Source organism: Emticicia sp. (genome assembly GCF_049241225.1).
Classification (GTDB): Bacteria; Bacteroidota; Bacteroidia; order Cytophagales; family Spirosomataceae; genus Emticicia.
Genome location: NZ_JBMLRC010000129.1, coordinates 46,749 through 52,945, shown reverse-complemented (window position 1 = coordinate 52,945; position 6,197 = coordinate 46,749). Strand labels below are relative to the sequence as shown.

Below are 6,197 nucleotides of genomic sequence, written 5' to 3'. Positions count from 1 at the left end.
GGAAGAAAAACCAAAGAGCGTCAGCACCGAAACTTTGGTATGCCAAACCCTGAAGGTTACAGAAAAGCTCTTCGCTTGATGAAATTGGCCGAAAAATTCAATAAACCAATCGTAACGCTAATTGATACTCCAGGGGCATTCCCAGGTTTAGAAGCAGAAGAACGTGGCCAAGGTGAAGCAATCGCCCGTAATTTGAAAGAGATGATGATGCTAAAAGTACCAGTCATTTGTATCATTATTGGAGAAGGTGCATCGGGTGGTGCATTAGGTATTGCAATTGGCGATAAAGTTTTGATGCTCGAAAACACTTGGTATTCAGTTATTTCCCCAGAATCTTGTTCGTCAATTTTATGGAGAAGTTGGGATTATAAAGAACAAGCAGCAGAAGCTTTGAAACTCACCTCGACTGATATGCTCCAAAATAAATTAATTGACGGAGTGATTGAAGAACCACTTGGTGGAGCTCATCTTGATTGGGACGATATGTCGAGACGTTTGAAAAAACGAATCTTGAGTGAAATAGAAGAATTATCAAAGAAAACACCTCAACAACGCATCGACGAAAGAATTGAGAAATTCTGTGCAATGGGAGAATTTGAAGAAGTTTAAACTTATTTTTTGATATATTTGCAACATCCTAAACAGATAAAGTCATGCAAATCACTTATCAATTAAATGAAGAAGAATTAACATATGAGTTTTTCAAAGCCTTGAAAAAGACATTGAAAGGAAAAGTTAATGTTGAGTTTTCGATAAAAGCAGAAGATAGTCCCTACAAAATGTCGAAAGAAGCTTTTGAAGAGAAAATATTGAATAGCGAAAAATCGGATAATCAATATGTTTTCGAGGGAGATGAGTTTGAAAAGTTTACACAAAAAGTGCTAAACAGAGAAGATTTAGAACTTAATCTTTATTCTCGACAAAAATGAGAAAAATTGTTTTTGATAAAGATTCTTTGAAAACCTTTGTAGAGTGGGAAGCTGTAAATCGGAAAATATTCGTACGAATCGCAAAATTAATTGAAGAATGTCGTCGAACCCCCTTCGATGGTACAGGAAAACCAGAACCGCTCAAAGGAAACTTAAAAGGCAAGTGGTCAAGTAGAATTGATGATGAACACCGATTAGTTTATACAGTCACTGACAATGGAATAATTGTTCATTCTATCTGGGGACATTACGAATAAAGTAGTCATAAAAAAACGCAATTCTGAATATTTCGGAATTGCGTTTTTTGTATTCGATGGTTGAGCGGAGTCGAAACGACTTACCTGATTAGTTCACCGAAACTAATTCGATTTCAAAAATCAAATCTTGACCAGCCAATGGATGGTTACCATCAAGAATAACTTTTGTTGCAGTCACTTCACGTACAATCACTGGCATTGATTGTTGACCATTGTGCATATTTAAAGTTCCACCAATTTCCAACGGAATATCCGCAGGAATATCCAAACGGTTGAACGTAAAAATCATTTCATCAGAGGCTGGGCCATAAGCCTCATCAACTGGAATATGGACTGTTTTTTTCTCGCCAATAGCCATACCAGTTACGCCCGAATCGAATCCTGCGATAACCATACCACTACCTACTTGAAACTCTAAAGGCTCACGGCCTTCTGAACTGTCGAACACCGTACCATCGGTTAGCGTTCCTTTATAATGTACCGCTACATTATCGCCTGATTTTACCATTTTTTTTAAAAATATGAATTATATGATATGAATTACAAGACAAAGGGTTCTGAATTAGCAATTTTACAGAATTGTAAGATTAGTTTGAGAATCTCAGAACTCAAAATTCAGAACCGCACGGGCGACCCCGTCATGACTCTATTAGTATGCTCTCGCAAAAACTACTCTTTTACTTGAAGGTTTTCCTGAATACACACATACTCCTTCTTCCTCAACTGCATCTAAAGGAATACAACGAATAGTAGCCTTTGTCAGTTCCTTGATTTTTTCTTCGGTCTCAGAAGTTCCATCCCAGTGACAAAGCAAGAAACCACCTTTTTCTATTTGTTCTTCAAACGCTGCCCAAGTATCTACTTTAAACATATTTTCTTGACGGAAGTTCAAAGCTTTTTGATAAATAGCCGTTTGGATTTCGTCCAATAAATCTTTGATGTAAGTTGCAATACCTTCGATTGGGCGAGTTTCTTTCGTTAAAGTATCACGACGTGCCAATTCGATTACGCCATTTTGCAAATCTCTCATACCAACTGCCATACGCAAAGGCACACCTTTTAATTCGTATTCAGCAAATTTCCAACCTGGGCGGTAAGCATCATTATCATCAAATTTCACAGTAATACCCAATGACTTCAATTCTTTCACAATCGGCATAATTACTGCCTTGATTGCTTCTAAATCTTCATCACCTTTATAAATCGGCACAATTACAACATGAATCGGTGCTAATTTTGGCGGAAGTACCAGACCTAAATCATCAGAGTGAGCCATAATCAATGCACCCATAAGGCGTGTACTTACTCCCCAAGAAGTTCCCCAAACGTGTTCAAGTTTACCTTCTTTATTCTGGAATTTCACATCAAACGCCTTGGCAAAGTTTTGGCCTAAGAAGTGCGAAGTACCAGCTTGCAAAGCCTTACCATCTTGCATCATGGCCTCGATACACAATGTTTCTTCTGCACCCGCAAAACGTTCGTTAGCTGTTTTGAAGCCTTTAATCACAGGAACCGACATCCATTCTTCAACAAAAGTGGCATATACATCCAACATTTGTTTGGTTTCGTCCATTGCTTCTTTTTCAGTTGCGTGAGCGGTGTGGCCTTCTTGCCATAAAAACTCAGCCGTACGCAAAAACATACGAGTACGCATTTCCCAACGCACAACATTTGCCCACTGATTTATCAAAATTGGTAAATCACGGTGCGATTGAATCCAATTTTTATAGGTATTCCAAATGATAGCCTCACTTGTTGGACGAACAACTAATTCTTCTTCCAATTTAGCCTCAGGGTCAACCATTAGTTTGCCAGGATTATTTGGGTCGGATTTCAGACGATAGTGTGTTACTACCGCACATTCCTTGGCAAAACCTTCGGCGTTTTTCTCTTCGGCCTCAAATAAACTTTTCGGCACAAAAAGTGGAAAATAAGCATTCGTATGACCTGTTTCTTTAAACATATCATCGAGAGCTCGTTGCATTTTTTCCCAAATCGAAAATCCGTAAGGTTTAATAACCATACATCCACGAACCGCCGAGTTTTCGGCTAAATCTGCACGTTTAACTAATTCGTTGTACCACTCCGAGTAGTTTTCACTACGTTTTGGAAGACCTTTACTCATTTTTTTAATGAAGAATTAAGAATGTAGAATGAAGAATTGTTTTTGTACGCAATAAAACTTTTCAACAATTCATATATTCAATAAGTTATTTTAATAAAATTGAATTTTAGACAGACATTTTTCGTTTTATTATTAGAAAAAGTCTATAATGACTCAGTTTAAGTCAAATTCTAATAAGATATTAATGCTCAAACTGATTGCAAAGATAGGTTTTTATATTAAGTTTGTAAAATAATGTTACTATTCAATAATTGTTTGTCTAAATGACGATTGTTTGAAAAAGCTTGATTTTGGGAAATGAAAAAAATATTTTAAAGAACGTACAACCATTTCCTACCCTGTCGCATCATATACATAGAAATGTTTAAAGCCCACATTAAATTAATAGTAAAATGAACACTTTCAAATCAATAAAATATCTATCGGTAGCGGTGCTTTTGAGTGCATGGGGTTGTAGCTCAACCAAGCAACTCACTACCACTGGTGAATACGATGATACTTACGGTTCATCGAAAGATGCTCCACAAGTAGCTTACACACCAAAGCAAACTCCTGAATACGTTGAAAATCAACGTTATCAGCCAGAAGAGCCACAAAGCCAAGAAAACGCCACTGGTACCGACGAATATTACGATGAGAATTATTTGAACTCTCGTAAAGTAAATCGTAATAATAATGGTGATGCTGGGTATGATTCTGGCTTCGCTGATGGTTATCAGTCAGGCTGGAACGACTACGCTTGGAGTCAGCCAGTAGGTTGGGCAAGTCCTTTTAATCGTTTTGGTAACACTTGGGGAAATGGTTTTGGAACTGGATTTGGCCTAGGTCTTGGTTTTGGAGGTTTCAATCGTTTCTATGACCCATTCTGGGGTGGTGGATTTAATTCATGGGGCTGGGGAAATCGTTTCTACGACCCATTCTGGGGTAGCTATGGTTTCAATCGTTTCTATGACCCATTTTGGGGTGGTGGATTTAATTCATGGGGCTGGGGAGGTTTCAACTCATGGAATTCTTGGGGAAATCCTTACGGATTTAACTCTTTTGCCTTTTACGACAGAGGATTTGGTAATAACATCTTCGTAAATAATTATTACGGAAATATAACATCGGGTGTGAATGGCGTAAATAATGGTCGTATCCGAACTTATGGCCCACGTGATGGCGGTAGTGGTTCGGGAACCTACAATCGTGGATTTACGAATGCAGCCGTAAACAACGGTGGAGGTAATACACCTGATGGTCGTCGTTCGACAAACTATGGTTCACGTACAACCAACGGTTCAGAGTATGCACGTCCATCGAGAAATGGTGAATGGAATGGCAGTTCAGCCAGTAGAGAATATAATCGCGGTAACTCGAGAGGTGAAAGCTCAAACACTTCAAACGATACCTATTATGCACGCCCTCGTAGAAATGGCGGAACAGAAGGCGGTTCGTATTCAAATTCGAATAGCTCAAATAACGGAGGTTATAACTATTCTCGCCCATCAACAAGCAGTCGTTCATCAGACAACTGGTCGAGTGGAAGCGGGAATTCTTCATCGAGAGGTTCGTCTTCTTCAAACAGCTGGTCAAGAGGTTCGTCTTCATCGGATAGCTGGTCAAGAGGTTCGTCTTCTTCAAGCTCGTCAAGTTGGGGTAGTGGAAGTTCGTCAAGTGGTGGTGGTAGTAGTTCGTCAGGTGGTGGCGGCGGTGGTGGCGGCTCAAGCCGTGGACCAAGATAATTTCTGCTAAGTTTGTTCAGACTCTTCATTGAGATATTCTAAATTATCATTCGAGAACCTCGCTGAATCATAGCGTTTGGCGAGGTTTTCTATTAAAAATAGTCTCGCTTAAATTACCTTTTCTATGAAGTAATTATACGAAAGATTAAAAAAATCTGGTTTATTATTCTTCAAACTTCAGTATTACTACAATGAAACTTACACGAATTTTTATAGCCTCCGCTTTGATTTTTGGAGGAATAAAAACCCAAGCTCAACTAACACTGGGTGGTCATTTTTATGGAGAAGATGCTTTCAGATATTCTCAATCTAAAGTATCGGGTTCGGCACGTATGCAAGGCATGGGAGGAAACTATACTGCCCTTGGAGCTGACGCAGGAAATGCTTCGGGCAACCCCGCTGGTTTAGGATTCTATAATCGTTCAGAATTGAGTATTACGCCTATTTTTAACTCACAGAATACTTCTTCGTTATATGCAGGCTCAACAAGTAAGGCTAATACTTCAAACGCAAATATCGGTCAGTTAGGTCTTATTATGAGTAGTAATGGTAGAGGAACACGCAAAAAACGTTCGACTTTTGCCGTAACTTACTCGAAACAAGTAAATCTATTATCGAATTTTAGTTATGCTGGAACAAATAACAAAAGTTCGATGGGTAATTATTTCACCGAAAAAGCTAATTCATTAAATGTAAGTGCAAAAACATTAGATGATGAGTTTGATGAAAATACAGCAACAGCTTTTTATCCTGAAGGAATGTATTATTGGTCTTACATGATTGACCCTGTTGCCAATAATGACACCCGATACACACAAGCCGAAACCAGCTTACCAGTAACTCAAAGTGGTAATAATTCGAGTTTAGGCAATCAAAGTCAATGGAATTTGGCTTATGGTGCAAATTTTGATGATAAAACATACTTAGGATTTTCACTGGGTTTTGTAAGGCTCAATTACGAAAACCTCAATAGTTATTCTGAGCAGTTTCCGAGAGGAAAAGTATTTAATGGTTTTGATTACAGCGATGATTTGATTTCAAGCGGTGGAGGTATTAATTTAGGCGTGGGTACTATCATTAAAGTTTCTGATAATATCAGCTTGGGAGCCAACATCACTTCACCCTCTTGGATAACAGTCAATGAGGTATTCAATTCTCGTAT

Annotated in this window: 6 protein-coding genes and 1 pseudogene; 5 read left to right on the top strand and 2 right to left on the bottom strand. The window is 38.5% G+C overall.

What is annotated here, in order from left to right; translation table 11 throughout:
* The 3 genes from ACOVO2_RS08070 to ACOVO2_RS08060 all read left to right on the top strand — a co-directional run.
* The coding region (locus ACOVO2_RS08070) for a carboxyl transferase domain-containing protein (protein ID WP_421769467.1) at positions 1–609 on the top strand (609 nt) is incomplete at its 5' end.
* Between the two features lie 44 nt (positions 610–653).
* On the top strand, positions 654–929 hold the full coding sequence (locus ACOVO2_RS08065) for a hypothetical protein (protein ID WP_421769466.1): 276 nt from the start codon (positions 654–656) through the stop codon (positions 927–929).
* Positions 926–1,186, top strand: a complete 261-nt coding sequence (locus ACOVO2_RS08060) for a Txe/YoeB family addiction module toxin (protein WP_421769465.1) — start codon at positions 926–928, stop codon at positions 1,184–1,186. The genes ACOVO2_RS08065 and ACOVO2_RS08060 overlap by 4 nt, the downstream gene beginning before the upstream one ends.
* A gap of 88 nt (positions 1,187–1,274) precedes the next feature.
* Here the strand turns inward: ACOVO2_RS08060 and ACOVO2_RS08055 are convergent, their stop codons facing one another.
* Positions 1,275–1,694 (bottom strand): FKBP-type peptidyl-prolyl cis-trans isomerase, encoded by a 420-nt coding sequence (locus tag ACOVO2_RS08055; RefSeq protein WP_188766232.1) that lies wholly within the window; start codon positions 1,692–1,694, stop codon positions 1,275–1,277.
* 141 nt (positions 1,695–1,835) lie between these two features.
* Positions 1,836–3,311 carry a proline--tRNA ligase gene (gene proS, locus ACOVO2_RS08050; RefSeq protein ID WP_188766233.1) on the bottom strand — a complete coding sequence of 492 codons (1,476 nt, stop codon included), beginning with the start codon at positions 3,309–3,311 and terminating at the stop codon, positions 1,836–1,838.
* A 392-nt stretch (positions 3,312–3,703) separates the two neighbouring features.
* Between proS and ACOVO2_RS08045 the strand changes: the two genes are divergently transcribed.
* Together ACOVO2_RS08045 and ACOVO2_RS08040 are read left to right on the top strand one after the other, a co-directional pair.
* A complete protein-coding gene (locus tag ACOVO2_RS08045; RefSeq protein ID WP_421769464.1) occupies positions 3,704–5,035 on the top strand; it encodes a hypothetical protein in 1,332 nt (443 codons plus the stop codon).
* A gap of 191 nt (positions 5,036–5,226) precedes the next feature.
* Positions 5,227–6,197: pseudogene (locus ACOVO2_RS08040) on the top strand (hypothetical protein); the annotation flags it as partial.

Bases quoted from the DNA above. Each gene is read 5' to 3' on its own strand.
- ACOVO2_RS08065 (WP_421769466.1), top strand. From the start codon at position 654: ATGCAAATCACTTATCAATTAAATGAAGAAGAATTAACATATGAGTTT.
- ACOVO2_RS08055 (WP_188766232.1), bottom strand. From the start codon at position 1,694: ATGGTAAAATCAGGCGATAATGTAGCGGTACATTATAAAGGAACGCTA.
- ACOVO2_RS08045 (WP_421769464.1), top strand. From the start codon at position 3,704: ATGAACACTTTCAAATCAATAAAATATCTATCGGTAGCGGTGCTTTTG.
- proS (WP_188766233.1), bottom strand. From the start codon at position 3,311: ATGAGTAAAGGTCTTCCAAAACGTAGTGAAAACTACTCGGAGTGGTAC.
- ACOVO2_RS08060 (WP_421769465.1), top strand. From the start codon at position 926: ATGAGAAAAATTGTTTTTGATAAAGATTCTTTGAAAACCTTTGTAGAG.